This is a genomic window from Paracoccus sp. BR5-17, assembly GCF_055693925.1.
Genome location: NZ_JBVFUV010000003.1, coordinates 2,386,541 through 2,409,187, shown reverse-complemented (window position 1 = coordinate 2,409,187; position 22,647 = coordinate 2,386,541). Strand labels below are relative to the sequence as shown.

Annotated in this window: 20 protein-coding genes and 1 pseudogene; 19 read left to right on the top strand and 2 right to left on the bottom strand. The window is 68.3% G+C overall.

Annotated elements, in window-relative coordinates; translation table 11 throughout:
* The first annotated feature begins 2 nt into the window (after positions 1-2).
* From ACZ1HC_RS13440 to ACZ1HC_RS13415, 6 genes are all read left to right on the top strand, one after another.
* Positions 3-212 (top strand): phage head-tail joining protein, encoded by a 210-nt coding sequence (locus ACZ1HC_RS13440; protein ID WP_028030714.1) that lies wholly within the window; start codon positions 3-5, stop codon positions 210-212.
* A complete protein-coding gene (locus tag ACZ1HC_RS13435) occupies positions 212-1,768 on the top strand; it encodes a phage portal protein (protein WP_472700411.1) in 1,557 nt (518 codons plus the stop codon). Before ACZ1HC_RS13440 ends, ACZ1HC_RS13435 begins: the two co-directional genes overlap by 1 nt.
* 5 nt (positions 1,769-1,773) lie before the next feature.
* Complete coding sequence (locus tag ACZ1HC_RS13430) at positions 1,774-3,849, top strand: prohead protease/major capsid protein fusion protein (RefSeq protein ID WP_472700410.1); 2,076 nt, start codon at positions 1,774-1,776, stop codon at positions 3,847-3,849.
* A gap of 77 nt (positions 3,850-3,926) precedes the next feature.
* Positions 3,927-4,262 carry a DUF2190 family protein gene (locus ACZ1HC_RS13425; RefSeq protein WP_472700409.1) on the top strand — a complete coding sequence of 112 codons (336 nt, stop codon included), beginning with the start codon at positions 3,927-3,929 and terminating at the stop codon, positions 4,260-4,262.
* Entirely contained in the window at positions 4,262-4,573 is a 312-nt protein-coding gene (locus tag ACZ1HC_RS13420) for a head-tail joining protein (RefSeq protein WP_472700408.1), read from the top strand. The genes ACZ1HC_RS13425 and ACZ1HC_RS13420 overlap by 1 nt, the downstream gene beginning before the upstream one ends.
* Before the next feature lie 5 nt (positions 4,574-4,578).
* Complete coding sequence (locus ACZ1HC_RS13415; protein WP_472700849.1) at positions 4,579-5,208, top strand: DUF6441 family protein; 630 nt, start codon at positions 4,579-4,581, stop codon at positions 5,206-5,208.
* 69 nt (positions 5,209-5,277) lie between these two features.
* On the opposite strand, the gene ACZ1HC_RS13410 is transcribed toward ACZ1HC_RS13415, so the two are convergent.
* Positions 5,278-6,132 carry a cation efflux transmembrane domain-containing protein gene (locus ACZ1HC_RS13410; protein ID WP_093359427.1) on the bottom strand — a complete coding sequence of 285 codons (855 nt, stop codon included), beginning with the start codon at positions 6,130-6,132 and terminating at the stop codon, positions 5,278-5,280.
* 53 nt (positions 6,133-6,185) lie between these two features.
* On the opposite strand from ACZ1HC_RS13410, the gene ACZ1HC_RS13405 reads away from it, so the two are divergent.
* From ACZ1HC_RS13405 to ACZ1HC_RS13345, 13 genes and pseudogenes are all read left to right on the top strand, one after another.
* Entirely contained in the window at positions 6,186-6,554 is a 369-nt protein-coding gene (locus ACZ1HC_RS13405; protein ID WP_093359426.1) for an ArsR/SmtB family transcription factor, read from the top strand.
* Positions 6,555-6,662: 108 nt separating this feature from the next.
* Positions 6,663-7,082: an acyl-CoA transferase gene (locus tag ACZ1HC_RS13400; protein WP_123194493.1), complete on the top strand. Its 420-nt coding sequence runs from the start codon at positions 6,663-6,665 to the stop codon at positions 7,080-7,082.
* A gap of 24 nt (positions 7,083-7,106) precedes the next feature.
* Positions 7,107-8,045, top strand: a complete 939-nt coding sequence (locus ACZ1HC_RS13395) for a phage tail tube protein (protein WP_449309841.1) — start codon at positions 7,107-7,109, stop codon at positions 8,043-8,045.
* Positions 8,045-8,480: pseudogene (locus ACZ1HC_RS13390) on the top strand (hypothetical protein). Before ACZ1HC_RS13395 ends, ACZ1HC_RS13390 begins: the two are co-directional and overlap by 1 nt.
* 98 nt (positions 8,481-8,578) lie before the next feature.
* Entirely contained in the window at positions 8,579-8,707 is a 129-nt protein-coding gene (locus tag ACZ1HC_RS13385; RefSeq protein WP_472700848.1) for a DUF7697 family protein, read from the top strand.
* Entirely contained in the window at positions 8,700-11,117 is a 2,418-nt protein-coding gene (locus ACZ1HC_RS13380) for a phage tail tape measure C-terminal domain-containing protein (RefSeq protein WP_472700407.1), read from the top strand. The genes ACZ1HC_RS13385 and ACZ1HC_RS13380 overlap by 8 nt, the downstream gene beginning before the upstream one ends.
* Positions 11,117-11,743, top strand: coding sequence for a phage distal tail protein, Rcc01695 family (locus ACZ1HC_RS13375; RefSeq protein ID WP_472700406.1), 627 nt, complete (start codon positions 11,117-11,119; stop codon positions 11,741-11,743). The genes ACZ1HC_RS13380 and ACZ1HC_RS13375 overlap by 1 nt, the downstream gene beginning before the upstream one ends.
* Positions 11,740-12,624, top strand: coding sequence for a DUF2163 domain-containing protein (locus tag ACZ1HC_RS13370; RefSeq protein WP_472700405.1), 885 nt, complete (start codon positions 11,740-11,742; stop codon positions 12,622-12,624). The genes ACZ1HC_RS13375 and ACZ1HC_RS13370 overlap by 4 nt, the downstream gene beginning before the upstream one ends.
* The gene (locus tag ACZ1HC_RS13365; protein ID WP_472700404.1) at positions 12,621-13,055 is read left to right on the top strand and encodes an NlpC/P60 family protein; all 435 of its coding nucleotides are present in this window, start codon (positions 12,621-12,623) and stop codon (positions 13,053-13,055) included. The genes ACZ1HC_RS13370 and ACZ1HC_RS13365 overlap by 4 nt, the downstream gene beginning before the upstream one ends.
* A gap of 10 nt (positions 13,056-13,065) precedes the next feature.
* Entirely contained in the window at positions 13,066-17,031 is a 3,966-nt protein-coding gene (locus ACZ1HC_RS13360; protein WP_472700403.1) for a baseplate multidomain protein megatron, read from the top strand.
* Positions 17,032-17,038: 7 nt separating this feature from the next.
* Entirely contained in the window at positions 17,039-18,115 is a 1,077-nt protein-coding gene (locus ACZ1HC_RS13355) for a DUF2793 domain-containing protein (RefSeq protein WP_472700402.1), read from the top strand.
* A 19-nt stretch (positions 18,116-18,134) separates the two neighbouring features.
* Positions 18,135-18,287, top strand: coding sequence for a DUF6127 family protein (locus tag ACZ1HC_RS13350; protein ID WP_472700401.1), 153 nt, complete (start codon positions 18,135-18,137; stop codon positions 18,285-18,287).
* Positions 18,284-19,486, top strand: a complete 1,203-nt coding sequence (locus tag ACZ1HC_RS13345; RefSeq protein WP_472700400.1) for a hypothetical protein — start codon at positions 18,284-18,286, stop codon at positions 19,484-19,486. Before ACZ1HC_RS13350 ends, ACZ1HC_RS13345 begins: the two co-directional genes overlap by 4 nt.
* A gap of 87 nt (positions 19,487-19,573) precedes the next feature.
* Here the strand turns inward: ACZ1HC_RS13345 and ACZ1HC_RS13340 are convergent, their stop codons facing one another.
* On the bottom strand, positions 19,574-22,621 hold the full coding sequence (locus tag ACZ1HC_RS13340; protein ID WP_472700399.1) for a hypothetical protein: 3,048 nt from the start codon (positions 22,619-22,621) through the stop codon (positions 19,574-19,576).
* Positions 22,622-22,647 lie beyond the last annotated feature (26 nt).

The following is a 22,647-nucleotide window of genomic DNA, read 5'->3' as shown; positions in this document are numbered from 1 at the left end:
ACATGACCGACTGGACGGAAACCGAACTTTCGGCGCTGCGCCGGGCTTACGCCAGCGGCACGACCCGGGTCAGCTACGATGGCAAATCCGTCGACTATGGCTCGGCCGAGGATCTGCTCGCCCGCATCCGCACCATCGAGCGCGCCATCGCGGGCACCACGCGGCCGCTGCCGGTGGCCGGGCTCGCGGGCTTCAGCCGCGGAGATCGGTGATGTCGGCGACCTGGTTCGATCACGCCATCGCCACGGTGGCGCCGCGCATGGCCGCGCGCCGCGTGATGGCGCGTCGGGCCTTCGAGACGCTGACGCGGGGCTACGACGGCGCCGCGCGCGGGCGTCGCACCGAGGGCTGGCGCGCGCCGGGCTCCTCGGCCGACACCGAGATCGGCGTCGCCGGAGCCCTGTTGCGCGACCGGATGCGCGATCTGGTGCGCAACAACCCGCATGCGGCCAAGGCCGTGGCGGTGCTGGTCAACAACATCATCGGCGCGGGCATCATGCCGCGCGCCGCCAGCGGCGACGACAAGCTCGACCGCAAGGTCGACGCGCTGTTCGAGCGCTGGACGGCGGACTGCGATGCCGACGGCCAGCTCGACTTCTACGGCCTGCAGACGCTGATCTGCCGCGAGATGGTCGAGGCGGGCGAGGTTCTGGTCCGTCGAAGGCTGCGGCGTGCAAGCGACGGTCTGCCGGTCCCGCTGCAACTGCAGGTGCTCGAGGCCGACTTCCTCGACGCCACCAAGTCCGGCGCCCTCGGCGCAGGGCGGCTGGTGCAGGGGATCGAGTTCGACCCGGTCGGCAAGCGCAGGGCCTATTGGCTCCATGCCGAACATCCCGGCGACGCTTACGGGGCCTTGCAGAACGGGTTGCAGAGCCGACCGGTGCCAGCGTCAGAGATCGCCCATGTCTACGAGAAGCAGCGCACGCAGGCGCGCGGCGTTCCCTGGGGCGCGCCGGTGATCCGATCCTTGCGCGATCTCGACGACTACGAGGTGGCGGAACTGGTCCGCAAGAAGACCGAGGCCTGCGTCACCGCCATCGTCTTCGGCGACGACGAGGCGCAGCAGGGCATCGCGCCCTCCGTGGTCGACGCCGATGGCAACCGGGTCGAGCAGTTCGAGCCGGGGCTGATCGCCTACGCGCGGGGCGGCAAGGACATCCGGTTCAACCAGCCCTCGGCGACGGGGGGCTATGGCGAATACAAGCGGGCGAGCCTGCACACCATCTCGGCCGGATTCCGGGTGCCCTACGAGCTGCTGACCGGCGATCTCAGCCAGGTGAACTATTCCTCGATCCGGGCGGGGCTCGTCGAGTTCCGCCGCCAGATCGACGCTGTCCAGTGGCAGCTCTTCATCCCGATGTTCTGTGCGCCGGTCTGGCGCTGGTTCACGGAAGCCGCATGGGCGGCGGGCCAGATCCCGTCGCCCATCGTGCCGGTGGAATGGTCGCCGCCGAAGTTCGAGGCGGTCGATCCGCAGAAGGACGCGATGGCGAACCTGCTGTCGATCCGCTCGGGCACCATGACGCTGGCCGAGGTGATCGCGAAACAGGGCCGCAATCCCGACGCTGTGCTGGCGGAGATCGCCGCGACCAACGCCAAGCTCGACGCGCTCGGGCTGGTGCTCGACAGCGATCCGCGCCGTGTCACAAAAACCGGCAGCGCGCAATCCAAAGACGGGGCCGCCGATCCGGCGAACGATCCGGCCGACGACGACCCCTCCGCCGACGCGGATGAAACCGACCCGGCGCAGGCCGACCAACAGGACTGACCTACATGGACACGATGATCGAACTGCCGGCCATGCGCCGGTCGGCGGAGCTTGCGCCGAACACGGCCGATGCCGACAGCCGCACCGTCGAGGTGGTCTGGTCGGCCGGGGCCCGCGTCCGGCGCGCGACCTTCTTCGGCGAGCCCTATGACGAGGAGCTGAGCCTCGACCCCGCCCATGTCCGCCTCGACCGGCTGAACGCGGGCGCGCCGTTCCTGAAGGTGCATGAGCTCGACACGCTCGACGCGGTGATCGGCTCGGTCGTGCCGGGCTCGGCCCGGATCGAGAACGGCCGCGGCATCGCGCTGGTCCGGATCAGCGAACGCGCCGATGTCGAGCCGATCTGGCGCGACATCCAGGCCGGGCACATCCGGGCGGTCTCCATCGGCTACCAGGTCCACCGCTTCGAGGTCTCCAAGCCAGAGGCCGCCCGCGAGCTTTGGCGGGCGGTCGACTGGACGCCGTTCGAGGTCTCCGCCGTCGCGGTCGGCGCCGATCCCGCCGCGGGCTTCCGCGCCCAGCATCCCCTTCACGACTGCGTCCTTCACCGCTGGGACGCCCCCACAGAGCAAGGAGCATCCCCGATGACGGACAAGACCCAGACCCCGGCGAGCGACGCCGCAACCCCCGCCACCACCCAGCCGACCGAGCCGGTCGAAACCGAGGGCACCCCCATGACCGAGCCGAAAGCGGCTGCGCCCGACCCGAAGGTCGCCGCCAGCGAACCGAAGGTCCACGCAAGTGAGACGCGCAGCCAGCCGAAGACGCAGGCGACGCCCGCGCCCGACACCGAGGCGGTCGCGACCCGCGCCCGCGAGGCCGAGCGCGACCGTGTCTCAACGATCTACGATCTGGCCGGGCGGCTGAACCTCGAGCGCGGCTTCGCCGAGGATCTGGTCAAGCGCGGCGTCAGCGTCGACGAGTGCCGCCGCCTGATCCTCGATCAGGTCGCCGCCAAATCCGACGAGACCCGGACCTTCCCGCACGTCTCCGTCCCGCTCGGCGGCCGGGACGAGCGCATCACCCGGCGCGACGCGGTGGCGAACGCGCTGCTGCACCGCTACAGCCCGACGCTGTTCCAGCTGGAGGACGCCGCGCGCCAGTATCGCGGCATGACGCTGCTGGAGCTCGCCCGCGAAAGCCTCGGCAATGCCGGGGTGAACACCCGCGGCCTGTCGCGCGACGAGGTGGCGACGCGGGCGCTGCACTCGACCTCGGACTTCCCCGAGATCCTCTCGGCGGTCACCAACAAGACCCTGCGGCAAGCCTACGAGGCCTATCCCCGCACCTTCATGCTGTTCTGCCGCCAGGTGCTGGCGACCGACTTCAAGGCGATGCACAGGGTCCAGCTCGGCGAGGCCCCGCAACTGCTGGAGGTCGGCGAGAGCGGCGAGTTCAAGCGCGGCACGCTGGGCGAGAGCAAGGAGAGCTACAAGGTCAAGACCTATGGCCGGGTGGTCGCGATCACCCGCCAGACGCTGATCAACGACGATCTCGACGCCTTCACCCGGATCCCGGCGATGTACGGCAACTCCATCGCCCAGCTGGAGTCGGACGTGGTCTGGGGCATCATCACCTCCAACCCGGCGATGGCCGACGGCAACGCGCTGTTCCACACCACGCACAAGAACCTCGCGGGCACCGGCGCGACGCTCGATGTCGGCAGCGTCGGTGCGGCCCGCGCCGCCATGGCCAAGCAGACCGGCCTCGACAAGAAGACCGTGCTGAACGTCCGCCCCGCCTTCCTGATCGTGCCCGCCTCGCTGGAACTGAAGGCCGAGCAGCTGGTCGCGCAGAACCTCGTGCCCGCCGCGACGTCCAGCGTGGTGCCGCAATCGATCCGCACGCTCGCGCCGATCAGCGAACCCCGGCTCGACGCCGCCAGCGAGACCGCCTGGTATCTGGCGGCCAGTCCGAACCAGATCGACACCATCGAGTACGCCTATCTCGAGGGCCAGCAGGGCGCCTACATCGAGACGCGCAACGGCTTCGACGTCGACGGCGTCGAGATCAAGTGCCGCCTCGACTTCGGCGCCAAGGCCATCGACTGGCGCGGCCTCTACAAGAACCCGGGCGCGTAACCCGCACCCCATGCTGAACCCTGACATGCGGGCGGTCCTGACGGGCCGCCCTTCGTCATTCCACGAGGATCCCCATCATGAAAAACTACGTCCAGCCCGGCAACACTATCACTCTGACCGCGCCCTATGCGGTCGCCTCCGGCGATGGCCTGCTCGTCGGCTCCATCTTCGGCATCGCCGCGGGCGCCGCCGCTCTCGGCGATCCCGTCAAGACCGCGCTCGTCGGCGTCTTCGACATCACCAAGGTCGGCTCGCAGGCCTGGACCGTCGGCGCCAAGGTCTATTGGGACGACACCAACAAGCGCTGCACCACAGTCGCGACCGACAACACTCTCGTCGGCGCGGCCGTCGAGGCGGTGGCGGGCGGCGCGGGCGACACCATCGGTCGGGTGCGCCTGAACGCGACGTTCTGATGAGCGCCTTCGCCGCCGCCGTTGGCGCGCTCTTCGCCGATCCGAACGTCGGCCGGGACGCGGTCTATACCGCCGACGGCGGCGCGCCCCTTCTGGTGCGCGTCGTCGCACGACGTGCCGACGCGATCAACGACTTTGGCGACGCGCGGCTCTGGTCCGAGACCACCCGGATCGATCTGCGCGTGGCCGAGGTTCCATCTCCACGCCCCGGCGACTGCATCGAGATCGACGGCGACGCCTTCCTCATTCAGGGCGAGCCTATCCGTGACCGCGAGCGACTCGTCTGGACCGTCGATCTGCGCCCGGCGTGACCGTGATGAAGCTGAAGCTCGACATCGATCCCGACATCGTCGCGATGATGGCGGCCGAGGTCGCGGCGGGCGAACGCGCGGTGACGGCCGCCATGCGCGAGGCCGGGTCCGGGCTGAAGTCGGCCTGGCGGTTGCAGATCACCAGCGCGGGGCTCGGCCCCCGGCTCGCCAACTCGATCCGCAGCCAGAACTTCCCGAGGTCGGGCGAGAGCCTCGACGCCGCGGCGCTGGTCTGGTCGAAAGCGCCGGTCATCGTCGGCGCGCATGACACCGGCCCGCTGATCCGCTCGAAAGACGGGTTCTGGCTGGCGATCCCGCTGCCAGCTGCTGGCAAATCCCTGCGCGGCGGCCGCATCACGCCCGGCGAATGGGAACGACGGCGCGGGCTGCGCCTGCGCTTCGTCTATCGCCGCACGGGCCCGAGCTTGCTGGTGGCGGAAGGACGGTTGAATACGAAGGGTCAAGCGGTCGTGTCGCGGTCGAAGACCGGCCGCGGCAAGGTCACCGCGCCGATCTTCCTGCTGGTGCCGCAGGTGAAGCTGCCGAAGCGGCTGGACCTGGCGCGGGATGCGGAGCGCGCAGTGGACGGTGTGCCGGGGCTGATCGTGGCGAGCTGGGTGGAGCAGAGGTTCTGAAGATGACTGCTGTGGCGGGCCTTGCGCTTATTCGACGATGTCCGCGATGGCCGCTTCGAACTGATAGCATCAAGTTGTCTTCAGATCAGCCCGCGCGTCGCGGATAATCGACCAGGACGAATGCAGGAATAGTCCCGCAATCCCGAACGCGACGATCAGGTCGGGCCATGCGCTGCCCAGCCACGCGACGAGGGCCGCGGCCACAACCACGGCCGCATTGCCGATCGCGTCGTTGCGCGAAAAGAGCCAGACGGCCCGCATGTTCGCGTCACCCTTGCGAAACCGCAGCAGCGGCAGGACCGCGAGGACGTTGACCACGAGAGCGATGAGACCGAATAGCCCCATGAGACCGGCGTCCGGCGTCGTCTGGGTAAAGGCGCGCCAGATCGTCGTCCCAAGAACCCCAAGGCCCAGAACGCCAAGGAAGATGCCTTGGATCAGGGCGGATCGCGCCCGCCAGACAATGCTCCAACCGATTGCCAGAAGGCCCAGAAAGGTGATGAGGCCGTCGCCAATGAAATCGAGCGCGTCGGCCTTCACGGCCTGCGATCCGGAAATGAAGCCGCCGATCATCTCCGCAATGCCATACCCGACGTTGAGAATTACCACGATCCAGAGCGCGCGCCGATAGGCCGGGTCTTGGTAAGCTGCGCCCTCCTGCGCTTCGTCGTCGCCCGCTTCGATGCGATCGAACCCGTAGCCGGTCGCGGCCACGGCCCGTTCGATCTCGGACAGCCGCGCTTCGGGGACGTTCAACGTCAAGATGTGGGTGGCGGAGGAGACCTTTACTGCCTCCGGCGCCACGCCCGCCGACTGCGCGGCCCGCTCGATCTGGGCGGCATCCTTGGCGCAATCCATTCCGGAGACGCGGTAGCGGAAAGATGCGACATCTGCGGTCGGTTCGGCGCCTTGGGCATTGGCCATGCTTGCATTGGTCCTGCTATCTTGATGTGCGAAACACATCAGCGGAGAATGATATGGAACAAATCGCCGCGGACCGCAATGCCGTCGCGACGGCCACCGAGCGGCGGGCGAAGTTCTTTCGCGGCCTCGCGGACCAGAGCCGGTTGGCGATCCTGGATGCTCTGTGCGCCGGGCCGCTGGTCGTTCACGAGATCGTCGGGCGCACGGCCCTGACACAACCCAACGTCTCGAACCACCTTCGATGTCTGTCGGAGTGTGGCCTCGTAACCAGCATGCGCGATGGTCGTTTCGTGCGCTATCGGATTAGCAGCCCCCGGATTGCGGATCTTCTGCACGATGTGGAGGCTCTGCTCGACGCGGTGGCTACAGGCGTCGAAGCTTGTCGCAATTATGAGCCTGACGAGGATGAGTTCCACCGCTGACCCGCGTCACGACCTTAGCACAATGGCGCCGTCCGTGAATGCTGCTGCATTGGTCCGACTGGGCTTGAGGCGTATTCTTTCCGCAGTCGCCAATCGTGGTCCATCTCCATGCCCAGCCCTCGTGAAACCATCCTCACCGCGCTGCACGCGCGGCTCTCGGCGCTGTCTGCCACCGCCCTGCGCGGCGAGGTTCTGCCCGAGCGTGTGCCCACTGATGGCCTGCTGATCCTGCGCGACGGCGAGCCGGGGGAACCCGAGGTGACGCTGTCGCCGGTGCGCTACCACTACCAACACCGCGCCGAGATCGAAGCGGTCGTGCAGGGCGCCGACCGTGACGCGGCGTTCGACACGTTGACCGCCAGCATCGGCGCGGCCATCGCCGCCGACCGCACGCTGGGCGGGCTCTGCGACTGGGTCGAGGCAGAAGCGCCGAGGCCGGTCGATCTGCCCGTCGAGGGCGCGGCGAGCCTGAAGGCCGCCGTGATCCCGGTGGTGCTGCACTATTCCACGGCCGATCAGCTGGCCTGATCCCGACAACCCGAGGAGAACACCATGGCACGAGCCCAGGGGGCGCGGGCGCTGATGGCGCTTGCGTTCGAGACGACCTATGGAACGCCGCCCGCCAGCGGCTTCACCCGCATGCCTTTCGCCAGCACCTCGCTCGGCGCAGAGCAGCCGCTGCTGAACTCAGAGCTCCTCGGCTACGGCCGCGACCCGCTGGCGCCGATCAAGGACGCGGTGACGGCGGATGGCGATGTTGTCGTGCCGCTCGACGCCGAGGCGTTCGGCTTCTGGCTGAAGGCGGCCTTTGGCGACCCGACCACGACTGGGACCGGCCCTTGGACGCATGAGTTTCAGTCGGGATCCTGGACGCTGCCCAGCATGTCGATCGAGACCGGCATGCCCGAGGTGCCGCGCTATGCGATGTATTCCGGCTGTGTGCTCGACCAGATCACCTGGCAGATGCAGCGCTCGGGCCTCCTGACCGCGACTGCGCGGCTGGTGGCGCAGGGCGAGACGGTGGGAACGACCACCAGCGCTGGAACGCTCGCCGCGCTCGAACTGAAGCGCTTCGGCCATTTCAACGGGTCGATCATGCGCAACGGCACGGCGCTCGGCAACGTGGTCTCGGCCGAGATCACCTATGCCAACAACCTCGACCGGATCGAGACGATCCGCTCGGACGGCCGCATCGACGGCGCGGACCCCTCCATCGCCGCGCTGACCGGCCGGATCGAGGTGCGCTTCGCCGACCAGACGCTGGTGACGCAGGCGATCAACGGCGAGGCCTGCGAGATGGAGTTCGCCTACGTCCTGCCGTCCGGCGAGAGCTTCACCTTCACCGTGCACGCCGTCTACCTGCCGCGACCCCGCATCGAGATTTCCGGGCCGCAGGGCGTGCAGGCGACCTTTGACTGGCAGGCCGCCCGCGACAGTACCGTCGGCCGGATGTGCACCGCCACCCTGATCAACGACATCGAGGAATACTGATGCTCACGCTCGACCTGACGAACGCGCCGCGCTGGCATGACCTCGTGCCCGGCGTCCGAGTGCAGCTGCGCCCGCTGACCACCGCGCTGATGGTGGCGACGCGAAGCGATGCCGCTGTCGAGGCCGTGCCCGAGGATGCCTCCGACGAGGAACGTGCCGTCGCCTTCGCCAAAGCGCTCGCGCGGCGGGCGGTGCTCGCCTGGGAGGGCATCGGCGACGCCGACGGCAGCCCCATCGATCCGGCACCCGAGGCGATCGACGCGCTGCTCGATGTCTGGCCGATCTTCGAAGCCTTCCAGCTGAGCTACGTCTCGAAGGGCCTGCTGCTGGAACGGGAAAAACGCCTCCGCGCTCTCGCCGAATGGTCCTTCGGCGGGGGCGAGCGATACTGCCAAGCCTGCACGCAAGCCTGCCCGGACTGCCCGGCGCGGCTGAACCGACCGGAAACTCCGGAGGGTTGGCAGGTCTGGGACCTCGTCGGCCGTCTCGGCGGCCAGCTGCGCGTGTTGCCCGGCGCGGTGATCGGCTGGGACATGTCGGCGGCGCTGGCGCTCGGTGACGCGCTCGGCGTGCCGCCGCTCTCCATGGCCGAACTGCTACCCGTCATCGAAGCGGTGATGGTGGCCAAGCTCAACGAACAGATGGATCACGCCCATGGCTGAGAAGAGGGTCAGCGTCCGCCTCGCGGCCGTGGGCGGACGGCAGGTGCGCGCCGAGCTGGAAGGCGTGGGCGAGGCCGGGTCGCGGGGCTTCGGACGGCTGAGCCGGGAGATGGAAGCGGCCAATGCCCGGCTCGCGGCCTTCTCGCGCCGGGTTCGCGTGGCCGCCGCGGCCGCCGTCGCCGCTGCGACCGCCGCCGGGGTGGCCATGGTGCGCTCCGGACTCCAGACGGTCGATGCGCAGGCGAAGCTCGCGCAGTCGCTCGGCACCACTGTCGCCTCGATCCAGACGCTGGAGCGGGCGGGAGAGCTGGCGGGCGTCTCGATGTCGGGGATCGAGCAGGCCACCAAGGATCTGACGCGTCGTCTCAGCCAGGCGGCTGCCGGAACCGGCCCCGCTGCCGACGCGCTGGACCGGCTGGGCCTTTCCGCCACCGACCTGATCGCCCTGCCGCTGGACCAGCGTGTCGGCGCGATCAACGCCGCCATCGAGAGCTTCGTGCCCGCCGCAGAGCGCGCGGCCGTCGCGGGACAGCTCTTCGGCGAGGAAGGCTCCATCGCCATGTCGCGCATCGACACCGCGACGTTGCGCCAGGCGACCGAGGACGTGCTCGCCTTCGGTGTCGTGGTCTCCGAGCAGGACGCCGACCAGATCGAGCGGACGAACGACGCGATCTCCCGGCTCGGGCTGATCTGGCGCGGGCTGTCGAACCAACTAGCTGTCGCAGCAGCGCCTGCGCTGGAAGCCGTCGCCAACGCCATGGCGGCGGTCGCCAGCCGCACCGGGCCGCTCGGCATCGCGATACGTGGTCTCTTCGACAACATCGGCCGCCTGACGACCTACGCTGCCACCTTCGCGGCGTTCCTCGCGGGACGGTGGGTGGCTGGCATGGCCGCTGCTGCCCTTTCTGTCCGTGGCCTCGCCACGGCGCTGGTCGTCCTGCGTGGGGCGCTGATCCGCACCGGCATCGGCGCGCTGATCGTGGGCGCGGGCGAGCTCGTCTACCAGTTCACCCGCTTGGTCTCCGGTGCGGGCGGCTTCGGCGAGGCGATGTCACTCCTGAAGGACCTAGCGGTCGAGGTATGGGAACGGATCAGGATGGGTGCTGCAGCGGCGGGCGCTGCCGCCACGGCGATGTTCTTCGACCTGAAGGCCGATGCGGCGTCCGGCATGCAGAGCGCCATCGAGAGTGTCATCGGTTTTGGCAACACGGCCGCGAACACCTTCGAAGGCGCCTACGAGGCGATCAAGGCGATCTGGGGCCTGCTGCCCGCCGCCATCGGCGATCTGGCGTTCCAGGCGGCGAACAGCCTGGTCGACGGCGTCGAGGCGATGCTGAACGGCGTGGTCTCGCGGATCAACGGCTTCATCGGCGGCATCAACCAGGGTCTCGAAGCGCTCGGCTCCGAGCGCCGCATCTCGCTGGTTCCTGACCTCGACCTCGGCGAGATCGAGAACCGCTTCGAGGGCGCGGCGACCGCCGCGACGACGGCGGCACAGGCGGCGTTCGACCGGGCCTTCGAGGACAACCCGCTCACCGCGCCCGATCTCGGCCTGACCGAGGCGGCGAACAGGGCGCTCGAGTCCGCGAACCTCTACCGTGGCGCCGCGCGCGATCTGGCCGAAGGCGCCCGCGCGCCACTGGAAGGCTGGCAGGCCCTGCGCGATGCCGTGCGCGGCACCGACGAGGCGAGCGCGGATGCCCTGACCGAGGCCACAGGCGCGGCCGAGCGGCTGGAGACGGCGCTTGGTGAAGCCGGACGCGCTGCGACAGGTGCGGGCGCGGCGGCCGGAGCCGCCGCCGCTGCCGCGGAGCCCGCGACCGAGGCCGCCGTCACCGGGTGGCAGGCGGTCACCGCGGCGCTGTCCGACTACGCCAGCAAGGCCCGCGACATTGGCGGAGATATCGGCCAGAGCCTCGTCGGCGCCTTCCAGTCGGCCGAGAACGCGGTCGGCGAGTTCGTGAAGACCGGCAAGCTGAACTTCCGCGACCTCGTCACCTCGCTGCTGGCCGATCTCGCTCAGCTCGCGGCGCGGCGGTTCATCCTCGGGCCGATCGCAAACGCACTCTCCGGCGTCTTCTCCGGGGCTGGCGGCATCTTCGCCAACGTCCTGCATGCGGGCGGGATGGTCGGATCTGCCGGGCCCTCGCGCATGGTCCCGGCGATGGCCTTCGCCGCCGCGCCCCGGATGCATTCAGACGGCATGGCCGGGCTTCGTCACGACGAGGTGCCCGCGATCCTGCAGCGCGGCGAGCGCGTGCTGTCGCGGCGGGAGGCCCAGACCTACGGCGCAAGCGGTGGCGTCAACGTCACCATCATGGCCCGCGACGCCGAGAGCTTCCGGCAGTCCCGCACGCAGGTCGCGGCGGACATCGCTCGCGCCGTGTCGCTCGGGCGGAGGGGCATGTGATGGCGTTTCACGAGGTCCGGTTTCCCGACAACATCAGCCGGGGCGCACGGGGCGGGCCCGAGCGGCGCACCCAGATCGTCGAACTCGCCTCGGGCGACGAGGAGCGCAACGCCAGCTGGGCCAACTCGCGCCGCCGCTACGACGTCGCCTATGGCATCCGCCGCGCCGACGATCTGGCGGCGGTCGTCGCCTTCTTCGAGGCGCGAAACGGTCGCCTGCACGGTTTCCGCTTCAAGGACTGGGGCGATCACAAGTCCTGCCTGCCGTCAGCCACGCCGTCGCCCACCGATCAGTCGATCGGCACCGGCGACGGCACCGCCACTGCGTTCCAGCTGGTGAAGCGCTACGCATCCGGGGCGCAATCCTGGACGCGCGCCATCGCCAAGCCGGTGGCGGGCAGCGTGCGCATCGCGCTGGCGGGCGTCGAGCAGCTCTCCGGCTGGTCGGTCGACACCGCCACCGGCGTCGTCACCTTCAGCGCTGCGCCGGGTGCTGGCGTCGCCATCACCGCGGGCTTCGAGTTCGACGTGCCGGTCCGCTTCGACACCGACGTGCTCGACGTGACGCTCGACTTCGAACGGCTCGGCTCGATCACCTCCATTCCGCTTCTGGAACTGCGCCGATGAAATCACTCTCGCCCGCCCTGCAGGCCCATCTCGACGAGGGCACGACGACGCTCGCCTGGTGCTGGCGGATCGCCCGCGCCGACGGCGTGAGCTTCGGCTTCACCGATCACGACCGGACGCTCGCCTTCGATGGCACCGACTTCGAGCCCGAGAGCGGGCTCACGGCATCCGAGGTCCGCTCCGGATCGGACCTGTCGGTCGATGCGCAGGACGCCGAAGGCGTGCTGACCTCGGACCGGATCACCGAGACCGACATCCTCGACGGACGCTGGGACAATGCCGAGGTGGAGGTCTGGCGCGTGAACTGGGCCGACACGGACCAGCGCGTGCTGATGCGCCGCGGCGCCATCGGCCAGATCCGGCGCGGGAGGCTGGCCTTCGTCGCAGAGGTCCGCTCGCTCGCCCACGTCCTCGGCCAGACGGTCGGGCGGACCTTTCAGGCGACCTGCGATGCCGCGCTCGGCGACGCGCGCTGCGGCGTCGATCTGGAGGCCCCCGCCTTCAAGGGCTCCGGTGCCGTGATCGATCTCCTGCGCGACCGGGCCTTCAGCGCCTCGGGTCTCGGCGGCTTCGCCTCCGGCTGGTTCACCTTCGGCACGCTGGACTGGACGAGCGGCGCGAACATGGGACGGCGCACCGAGGTGCTGGGCCATGACGTGACCGACGGCGTTGCGATCCTGACTCTGCTCGAAGCGCCGGTGCGCGCGATCGCCGAGAACGACAGCTTCACCATCCGTGCGGGCTGCGACAAGCGCATGGAGACCTGTGGGGCCAAGTTCGCAAACACCGCCAGTTTCCGCGGTTTCCCGCACATCCCCGGCCAGGACGCGGTCCTGCGCTACGCCACCAAGGATGGTGGGCACGAGGGAGGCGTGCTGTGACCTCGGCCGATCCCACCCGCGTCATCGCCATCGCACGGTCCTGGCTCGGCACGCCCTACCACGACCAGGCGAGCCTGCGCGGCGTCGGCTGCGACTGCCTCGGGCTGGCGCGTGGCGTCTGGCGCGAGATCGCCGGCCCCGAGCCATTCCCGATCCCGCCCTACAGCCGGGACTGGGGCGAGACTGGCCCGCGCGAGGTGCTGGCCGACGGCGCGCGCGCCATGATGATCGAGGTGCCTCCGGTAGAGGCCGGTCCCGGCGCGCTGGTGCTCTTCCGCATGAAGCCCCGCGCCATCGCCAAGCATGTCGGGATCCTGACCGGTCCCGATTCCTTCCTCCACGCCTACGAGCGGCTTGGCGTGATCGAGGAACCGCTCACACCATCGTGGCGGCGGCGCATCGCCTTCGCCTTCCTGTTTCCGCAACGCTGAGACCCCGAACATGGCCACCCTCGTCCTCGGCGCGGCCGGCGCCGCCATTGGCGGTTCGATCGGCGGCGCGATCCTCGGCGTCAGCGCCGCCACCATCGGCGGCTTCATCGGCTCCACCATCGGCTCGGTGGTCGACAGCTGGATCATCTCGTCGCTGGCGCCCACCCAGCGCATCGAGGGCGCGCGGCTCGACACGCTGCGCATCACCTCGGCCACCGAGGGCGCGGTGATCCCGCGGCTCTACGGGCGCATGCGGATGGGCGGCAACATCATCTGGGCGACGGATTTCCGCGAAGAGACGAAGACCACGACGCAGGGCGGCGGCAAGGGCGGCGGGGGCGGCAAGGTCAAGACCACCGAGTATCTCTACTACGCCAGCTTCGCGGTGGCCTTGTGCGAAGGCCCGATCACCGGAATCGGCCGCATTTGGGCCGACGGCAAGCTCCTCGACACCGCCGGGATCACGTGGCGCTGGTATCCGGGCGACGAGACCCAGACCGCAGATCCGTTCATCGCGGCGAAGATGGGCGCGACCAATACCCCTGCCTATCGCGGCACCGCCTATGTGGTCTTCGAGGAACTGGCGCTCTCGACCTACGGCAACCGGCTGCCGCAGCTTTCCTTCGAGGTCTTCCGGCCGCTGGCCGATCCCGACACCGCCGAGGGGCTGACCCGCGCCGTCACCATGATCCCCGCCTCGGGCGAGTTCACCTACGCCACGCAGGCCATCCGCAAGACCGATGGCGGCGTGACGGTGCCCGAGAACCTGAACGCGCTGGCCGACTCCACCGACATGGTCGAAGCGCTCGACCGGCTGCAGGCGATGGCCCCGGCGGTCGAGAGCGTCAGCCTTGTCGTCGCCTGGTTCGGCGACGATCTGCGCGCGGGATCCTGCAAGGTGCGGCCGGGCGTCGAGGTCTCGGCGAAGTCGACCACGCCCGCCAGCTGGTCGGTGAACGGCGTGAGCCGCGCCAATGCCTTCCTCGTCAGCCGCGACGCCGAGGGTCGCCCGGTCTATGGCGGCACGCCGTCCGACTTCGCGGTGGTGCAGGCGATCCAGGAGATGAAGGGGCGCGGGCTGCGCGTCACCTTCTATCCGTTCATCCTGATGGACGTGCCGCCCGGCAACACGCTGCCGAACCCGTATTCCGACAACGCCGCCGAGACGGGCCAGCCCGCGTTCCCCTGGCGGGGCCGGATCACCTGTTCGCCTGCGGCGGGTTTCGCCGGAACCGTGGACAAGACGGCGACGGCCGCAAGTCAGGTCGCGGCGCTGTTCGGCGCGGCGACGCCCGCGAGCTTCAGCGTCTCGGGCGAGAGCGTGAGTTGGATCGGACCCTCCGGCGACTGGGGACTGCGCCGCATGGTGCTGCACTACGCCCATCTCTGCGCGGCAGCGGGCGGGGTCGATGCGTTCCTCATCGGGACCGAGATGCCGGGGCTGACGACGATCCGCTCGGGCGCCAGCAGCTATCCCGCCGTGCAGGCGTATCGGGATCTGGCGGCCGATGTGCGGTCCATCCTCGGTTCAGGCACGGCGATCGGCTATGCGGCCGACTGGTCGGAGTATTTCGGGCACCAGCCGGACGACGGCAGCGGCGACGTGTTCTTCCATCTCGATCCGCTCTGGGCCGACACGAACACCGACTTCATCGGCATCGACAACTACATGCCGCTCTCCGACTGGCGGGACGGATTCGACCATGCCGATGCGGCCGAGGGCTGGCCCGCGATCTACGACCGGGCCTATCTGCAGGCGAACATCGCGGGCGGCGAAGGCTTCGACTGGTTCTACGCCAGCGCGGCCGATCGTTCGGCACAGATCCGGACCGCAATCACCGACGGCGCCGCCGACAAGCCGTGGGTCTTCCGCTACAAGGATGTGCGCGCCTGGTGGGCGAACCCGCACTATAATCGCCCGGGCGGGGTGGAGGTCGGGACGCCGACGGCATGGGCGCCGCAGTCGAAGCCGATCTGGTTCACCGAGTTGGGCTGTCCGGCCATCGACCGGGGCACCAACCAGCCCAACGTCTTCTTCGATCCGAAGTCGTCCGAGAGCTTCACGCCGCATTTCTCGCGGGGCTGGCGGGACGACGCCATCCAGCGCGCCTATCTTGAGGCGACGTACCTCTGGTGGGGCGAGACCGCGAACAACCCGCTGTCGTCGGTCTACGGCGGCCGCATGGTGCATGTGCCCGAATGCGCTGCCTGGACCTGGGACGCGCGGCCCTATCCCTTCTTCCCGGCGCTGACCGATGTCTGGACGGACGGGGCGAACTGGCGGCTCGGCCACTGGCTGACCGGGCGCCTCGGGGCGGTGTCGCTCGCCGCGCTGGTCCGGCACCTCTGCCTGCGCGCCGGGTTGCCCGAGGGTCGCATCGACGTCACCGGCCTCTGGGGCGCGGTCGAGGGCTACGCCATCACGGCGCTGGAGAGTCCGCGCGCCTCGATCACCACGCTCTCGCGCCACTTCGGCTTCGACGCCGTGGAGACCGAGGGCGTGATCCGCTTCGTCATGCGCGGGCGGGCCTCCGTCGCCACCCTCGCGCCCGACGATCTGGTCGTGGCCCGCGAGGGCGACGTGCTGGAGCTGACGCGCGGCCAGGAGACCGAACTGCCGCAGGCCCTGAAATGGCAGGTCGCCCGCGCCGACGAGGATTACGACGCGGCCCTCGTCGAGGCGCGACGCATCTCCGTGGACACGACCCGGATCGCCTCGGAGTCCTTCCCGATGGCGGTGCCGCCCGAGGAGGCCGAGCGGCGCTGCCGCCGCGCGCTAATGGAGGCGTGGGTGGGGCGCGAGACCGCGGCGTTCCGTCTGCCGCCCTCGCGCCTCGCGCTCGATCCGGCGGATGCGATCCGACTGGAGCATGACGGGCGGCTGGTCGATCTGCGGCTGGTCTCCATCGCCGACGCCGAGGCGCGCGGCATCGAGGCGGTCCGCCAGGACCGCGCGACCTACGACCTGCCGCCCGGCGATCCCCGCGCAGCGTCGCTGACGCGCGCCGTGGTGTTCGGTGCGCCGGATGCGGTGCTGACGGACCTGCCGCAGCTGACCGAGGACCAGCCCGCGCATCGGCCGTTTGTGGCGGCGCACGCGGTTCCGTGGCCCGGCGAGATGGCTGTGTTCCGCAGCCCTTCGACCGATGGCTTCGACCTGCTGACCACGTTCGGCAGTCGCGCCCGGATCGGGATGCTGGTCTCGGATTTCTACGCGGGGCCCACCTCGCGCTTCGATCTCGGCAATGCGCTTGTCGTCGATCTGTTGACCGGCACGCTGGAGAGCGTCACGGACCTGACCCTGTTCGGCGGCGCCAATGCGCTGGCCATCGAGAGCGCGCCCGGCACCTGGGAGATCGTGCAGGCAGGCGCGGCCGAACTGTTGGCGCCCGGCCGTTATCGCCTGACCCGTCTCCTGCGCGGTCAGCGCGGCACCGAGGGCGCCATGGGCGACCCGGCGCCCGCGGGCGCGCGGGTCGTGGTGCTGGACACCGCGCTCGCGTCCCTGCCGATTGCCGAGGCCGATCTGGGGATCCCGTGGAACTGGCGCATCGGTCCGGCCAGCCGCCCGGTCAGCGACGAGACCTATGTGGCGCAGGCCTTCACGCCGGTGGGCGTGGGGCTGCGGCCGTTCTCCGTCGCCCATGTCGAGCAGCCGTGGCGCACGCCACGCGCGCTCGGCAATCTGACGATCCGCTGGACGCGCCGGTCGCGCACGCTCGCGGCCAACAATTGGGGCGGGCTTGAGGTGCCGCTGGCCGAGGAACTCGAAGCCTATGAGGTGGAGATCCTCGACGGCGCCACCGTGAAGCGGGTGCTCAGCACGACCACGTCCAGCGCGGTCTACAGCAGCGCCGACCAGACTGCGGACTGGGGTGCGCCGCTCGGCCCCGGCGACAACCTCACGATCCGCATCTTCCAGCTCTCCGCCCTCGTCGGGCGGGGCGCGCCGAAAACCGTCACGCTCACATTCTGAGGACCCCATGTCCGACGCCACGACCCATCTCCTGCTGCCCTACATCCTGGCGGCGCAGGCCCAGAAGCACGTCACCCACAACGAGGCGCTGCGGATCCTCGACGGGCTTGTGCAGCTTTCCGTCAAGGATCGCGACCTGACCGCGCCGCCCGGTTCTCCCACCGATGGCGATCGCTACATCGTCGCCTCCGGCGCGACCGGGGCGTGGGCAGGCTGGGACCTGAACGTCGCGCTCTGGACTGACGGCGCCTGGCTGCGCCTGCCGCCGCGCACGGGATGGCGGGCATGGGTGGAGGACGAGGGTGTTCTACTGGTCTATGACGGCGCGGGCTGGATCGGCACGACGCCTGCCGCGCTGCAGAACCTTGCTCTGCTCGGGCTGGGCACGACGGCGGATGCCGCAAACCCGTTCTCGGCCAAACTCAATGCCGCGCTCTGGACGGCGAAGACCGTGGCCGAGGGCGGCACCGGCGATCTGTTCTACACCATGAACAAGGAGGCCGCGGGCGACGATCTCGGGCTGACCCTCCAGACCGGCTTCGTGACCAAGGCGCTGGTCGGCCTCTTCGGCTCGGACCGCTTCCGGCTGGCAGTCTCCGCCGACGGCAGCACCTTCTTCGACGGGCTGAGCGTCGACAACGCGAACGGCATCGTCGATCAGCCCCGGCTGCCGCGCTTCAAGGCGTACACCAACTACGACAACTACGTGGGCGTCGGGACCTGGACGAAGATCGGCCTTAACAACACCGACTACAACGATCAGGGGGCGTTCGACGCCGCGAACAACCGCTTCGTGGCGCCCGTGGACGGCACCTACCTCTTCGGCGCGACGCTCATGTACAAGGTGAACGCCAGCACCACCGCGCGGATGAGCGGGCGGCTCGTGTTGAACGGCACGACCGAGATCCGTGGATCGCGCGGAGAGAGTTCCGCCACCCATGTCTCGCTCGCCACCACCATCTGGTTGCAGACCATGGTCCCGCTGACCGCGGGCGATACCGTCGAGCTGCAGGGGTATTTCCGGGTCGCGGACGGCTACTTCGCCGCCGATCACACGTCCTTCTGGGGCTGCAAGGTCGGCTGAGCGGCGGAAGGAGGATCCCATGACACCACGCCGATCCGACGGCTTCGTGCGCATGCCCGACGCCGAGTTCGAGGCGATCCTGACCCGGGCCGCCGAAGAAGGCACGAGACGGGTGCTGGCCGATGTCGGCCTCGATGGCGATGAGGCTGGGATGGCCATCCGGGATCTGTGATCGTTGCTCGATTGCATCCGGCTTGTGCGCCGCACCGCGATGCAGACCGCCGTCCGCATGATCCCCGCCGCAGCAATGCTGGCGCTGCTGAGCAGAGCGAAAAAACGCTTTGTCTCCGCCTAAGTAAGCCTCATAGTGAGAACATCGCCAAGCCGCCGCACAATCCACGATATTCTGACAAAGGTTTGCGACACCATTTCGGAATCCGCACCATGCCCGAAACGTCACTGCATAGCGCGAAACATACTCCGAATCCCAGCGTAGGGTGGTGGTTCTACGTACTGCTCCTCGCAGGCGCGTTCGGCGCAGGAATTCTCGCCTACTGGCTCGACGCAAAGTTAGAGTTTAAATCGAATGAGAACGGCTGGCTCGATGCGTTCTGGGCCCGGTTTCAAGTTTTGGCAGTGCTCTCAATTCTAATCGAGCGCTCCGTCGATGTCTATCTGAAGGCCAGCGGCCAAGACGGGAAGGAGATCGTGAACCCGGATACCCGGCAGATCGACAAGCTCACCGACGCCAGCCAGCCAGCCATGCGCGCCGGCTTGGTGATCGGGCTCCTAGTCGCAGCGAGCGGGGCGCGCATCCTCAACACAGTCGCCGATCCGGCAGCGGATGCGGGTCTGATCCGATCCGCGGTGTGGTTCGGCGTGGACGTGCTGATCTCAGCCGGACTTATGGCCGGCGGTGCAAGTCTGTTCCACCGCGTCGCAAAGCTAGTTGAAGAGGTTCTGCGACTCGGTGAGACGACACTGTCAAGCTCCAGAGCCTTGCGCGAGACAGCCCCGGCGCAGCCCACAACAGGTGTCTCGCCAACAGTCGTCCTGACCACCGGCGCACTCTATAATGTTCTCATCGATCGCCCGTCGGACCACGCCATCGAGACGGGGAAGCTGGTCTTTAATGATGCTCACGGAACGATTACCGCGACCTGCTGGTGGGATAAGGGTAACCGGATAGACGCTGGAGATTATCCGAATTGTTCAAAGACCACCATGGACAAGCTCAAGATCCCAGCAATTTACGTCGCCGGGGCGAAGTCTAAGATTTCGGGGGGCAATACGATCTTTATTCATCGGGGAGCCGGCCCCGAGAACTCGGATGGTTGCTTCGCAGTGGAAAGTGACAAGATGGAGCAAATCCTAGGCCGCATCATGCCGTCCAACGGAGCCAACGTGACGGTCGTGATAAGGGACGTGTGAAATTGGTCTGTGGCCTCGCTGGCTGAACTGGCGCTCTAACAATTGAATGGCGAACGCCCCAACGAAGCCGCAAGCAAATCTGGTATCCTATCCGCCCCGGTTCAGTTCCAGCGCCGGCGACACAGCAACGATACGAGCCTGCGCCTCCTTCAAGGCGGCCAGAGCGTCAGGCTGTGTGCCTAAGGCCGCAGTCTCGTCGCGATGGTTGTTGCCGAAGACCCAGTCAAAGTCGAAGGCTGTGCCTGCCTTTGCGCGGTGCAGCACCGAGATGTCGAACCAGAGATGCCCCCCTTGCCCGTCGGTAACGATCTTTTTCAACCGGATACCGGGCGTCCGCTGCACGGCGATGCGAGGCACGGGCAACTGAAGGTTCACCGCCGTTCCGTCTGCCAGGATCTTTCTGGCGGTCACCTTGGCGTCGCTGTCCTCCATAGTCCAGTTCATCTCGACGAAAGCCGCCCGGTCTTCCGGCCCGGTCTCGTTCAGTTCCAACTCAAGTGAGATGTCATTGTCTGGGTTATCGTCGGTTGTGACCGAGAGCTTGAGATTGGTCACCAGATCGGTCGGCCCGCGCACGGGACGCAGAAGGAACCGGTAGTGCGCCGCCTCGGTGCCGCCCGTAGCCACCAGATCGAAATAGGCACTTCGATATCGGGGTGGGACGGAGTCACAGTGGTTGGCACAGACCGGCAATGCCGGGGTCTCAAACTCAACGAACCGAAGCCGATCGGGAAGCGGGGCCTCAGCGTCGAGCGGGATCAGACACCCAGTCGCCATGACCTTCGAGGCAAATACTTCGTAGCGTCGGCCCAAACCGGTCGACCATGTGGTGCCGATCACCGCCAGATGGCGGTGCACGCTTTTCGGGATCCTGGCCTCGCCGATGCGCGGCTGCACCCATACCGGCACCGATATTGGATATGGTTTAGCATCCTCGACTCGGTAGACTTTCACCTCCGGACCATCCGTCACGGCGGCGCGTAACTTGCTCACGTGGGTGGGCGTGTCGTCAGGCAGCCCGTCCTTGCCGGTCAGGTGCACCGCCGCGGCATCGCGGGCCTGCGTGATCCATTCCGTCTCGGTGGCCAAACTGGCGCTTGCGGGCACCACCGACGTGGCCCCCACGGCCTGCAACCCGCGGGGCTCGGGAGTTGGAACGGCGTTCGGCGGAATGCTCCAGGCGATGCTGCCCAGCAGGCGCGGCGCGTTGTCGAACCCCTGCGAGAGCCGTTTCTCGGGATCGTCCGCCACGGGCGCGTAGAGCACGCTCGCCATATAGCTGCCATCGGCAAGAGGCTGGTGCAGAATCGAGATCGGCCCTTCCGGAACCACGCACAGCGGCAGGAACTCCTCGTCCTGCCCAGTCTCGTAGACAGCGGTGTTGAGGACCTTGACCTCGCGCGAGCCATCGCCGCCGCGCACGATATCCAGCACGGTAACTCCGTGGGCTGTCAAACTCCCAAGATCGGGAAAATCGTATCGCCAGCCACGGTTCAGATCCAGCCTGTCGACGGCCTCGTCGTTGCCGTCCCGGACCGTCCATCCCGGATCCAGCACACGGCGCAGCGATAGGCCCATGGCATGCTCCTGCCAATAGCCGAGACCGCGCCCGTCGGCGTCGAGCCGGACTGGACGGAACATGTGCTGGCAATTGGGGAAGGCGGGGGCGGCGATATTGCGGCTATCAAAGGTCAGGCCGACCGGACCTTCCTGTTCCAAGGTCAGGCGCTGGGCCTCGGACGCATCGGTGGGCACAAGCTCGATCCGCGGATCCGGGCCGAACTCCTTGCGCAGGTCCACTGGCTCGACGGTTTTGTCCGTGCTTAGAAACCCGAAATGGATGCCGGTCCGGATCTCCCCGACCATGCGCTCCGCCAGCCCGCCTTGAGCCAGCGGGCGATCTTCCAGCACCGCCAGAATCGGTGGCGAGACCACGTCGCCGGTGGCAGCTTCGGCGTCGTGCGGCGCTTGGGTCAGCGGCAAGAGCGCCCGGATCTGCGGCCGATTGAGCGCCACCCTGGCGCGGTCGGCCAACATGGCGACGCGCAATGTCCATGTGTCGAACCGCTCGTCTGTGGGGCGCTCGAAGGTCTGCACCCGCGCGCTGTTCTCGGGGGCTTTCCAGCTTGTCACGACCGGGCGCGACCGGGCCAGCATGGCGCCGGCATAGCGGCTGGCCATCTCAAAGCGGTGCCGGAAAAGGGTCGCCGTAGGTGACGACCAATCGACGCGCAGCACCTCTTGCCCGTATTCGGGCCTTCCGTCTACGACGACCGGATCGCGCAACATGATCGGCTCCAGCCGTACCGACACTCGGTCGGCGTCGCTGTCGGCCCGGTCGAAGAATGCCTCTTCTTCGAAATGCCTGTAGACGGGATCGCGGATCGCGGCGGGATCATCGTGGATCTTGTCGGTATGGTCGATCGCGAATATGCGCGGCAGGGGCACCACCGGGTTGCCCGGCTGCGCGAGCTTGCCGGGATCGGGCCAGTTGTAGATCGGCCTGCCGGAAAACCGCCAGCGCTGGGTCAGGATGTCGAGCCGAGCGAGGCGCCGCCAGATCCGGCGGTCGCCTTCGGTCCCGGGCTCGACGATGCGGAGCGCATAGCCCCGCTCCGCCCCGCCCGCATCGCAGACGATTGTATTCTTGACGATCTCGCGCAGCTTGTTGTCTTGATCATCGAGATCGGCCAGCATCGCCTCGAACACCGCTTCGGCCCCGGCGAAGATCAGATGGTCGACCCCGCCGGACGCGAAGACGTCGCGGTGGTGCGGCTTCAGACCGGCGTCGAAGGCGGCCACTTGGCCGGCCGTCGCTTCGAAGTGCGCCGCCGGCACCGCAGGCCGGATCAGAAGCCGCGCCACAACGCCCTTGGGCAGCGTCACCTCGATCCGCCGCGACCCCAAGTCGAGCTTCAGATCCGGAGCGCCCTTGTCGACACCACGGACGGTTAGGTTCAGCGTGAAGGCCGCGTCGATTTTCTTCAGAAACTCTTCGTAGTCCCTCAACTTGTCCCGTCCGGTCGCAGGGATGTCGTACTTGGTCAGGGACAAAAGCTTGTCCGCGGAGATCTCGCGGCGCTCCGGGGTCAGCGTCTGGCCGGTCAGCGTGTCCTGCGGGATCAGGTCTAACACCAGATACGAGACGGCGGGATCGGGCA